At 57.9% G+C, this 793-nt stretch carries 2 protein-coding genes; both read right to left on the minus strand.

The genetic code is table 11. The features are described from left to right. A partial coding sequence (locus tag AWB67_RS38885) for a hypothetical protein (RefSeq protein ID WP_143746846.1) occupies positions 1-410 on the minus strand: 410 nt, incomplete at its 3' end. A 55-nt stretch (positions 411-465) separates the two neighbouring features. Beyond that, the gene (locus tag AWB67_RS38890) at positions 466-675 is read right to left on the minus strand and encodes a hypothetical protein (protein WP_087660939.1); all 210 of its coding nucleotides are present in this window, start codon (positions 673-675) and stop codon (positions 466-468) included. Between the last annotated feature and the right edge of the window lie 118 nt (positions 676-793).

Raw genomic sequence — 793 nt, forward strand, 5'->3', positions numbered from 1 at the left:
GCGCCTTCGAGCAGAACCTGAAAAATGTTGTCCTCGATCGTCATGTTGCCGAAGAGATAGAGCACGCCGAGCCGCGAATTGATCAGCGCCGGCGTCATGAAGTCCTGTGCGCCCAAGGCGACATCGGTGTCGCCCTGACCGCGCAACTCGTGATCGAGCAGCGTGAAGAGTCGCGATTCATTGCGCGGGTGCCTTTCCCACTCGCAGCCGGGCCCGACGCTTTCCTTCCAGTGCTTGAACGCGGTGGACAGTTGGTGGAACTGATACGTGGTGCGATTGCGCTGATACATGAGTATCTGCGCGTCGAGCGCCTTGAGCATTGCGTCGCGCGGCTGCACGAGCGACGATGTTCCCCTGAGCCATTCTTCGTAAGGGACGATAGTGGGTAGCTGGCTGTTGCTGAACGGCATCGGAGGTCTCCTTGCGCCTTTGATTCTGGTGATTTGATTTGCTGCACCCGCGTGTCTAGCACCAGGCGATGTCGCAAAGCTCGACGTAGTGGCTTTCGATCAACCGGCCGCTGCGGCTGCGGATGTCGACTCGATAGAAACAGCCGAGATTAAAGAAGCTTTGCTGCATGACGTAGATTGCGCGGTGCATGATCTCTTCTCGCTGCCCGAGTCGCTGTGCGCGTCGAGCCTTGTTGCGCGCGGTGCGGTTTGCCGCGCAGTCCATGCTTACTTGAACAACGCGCGATGACGATTTCTTCCCTGCGGGCGCAAAAATTTATTTCCTGAAAACACGGGAATAAACGGGGCGCTTGATGTGTAGCAAGAGGTGGAAGGGGTGGGGA

Origin of the sequence: Caballeronia terrestris, assembly GCF_001544515.1 — a bacterium.
Classification (GTDB): domain Bacteria; phylum Pseudomonadota; class Gammaproteobacteria; order Burkholderiales; family Burkholderiaceae; genus Caballeronia; species Caballeronia terrestris.

What these genes read in the sequence shown, in the direction of transcription:
- AWB67_RS38890 (WP_087660939.1), bottom strand. Translation starts at nt 675, where the DNA reads ATGGACTGCGCGGCAAACCGCACCGCGCGCAACAAGGCTCGACGCGCA.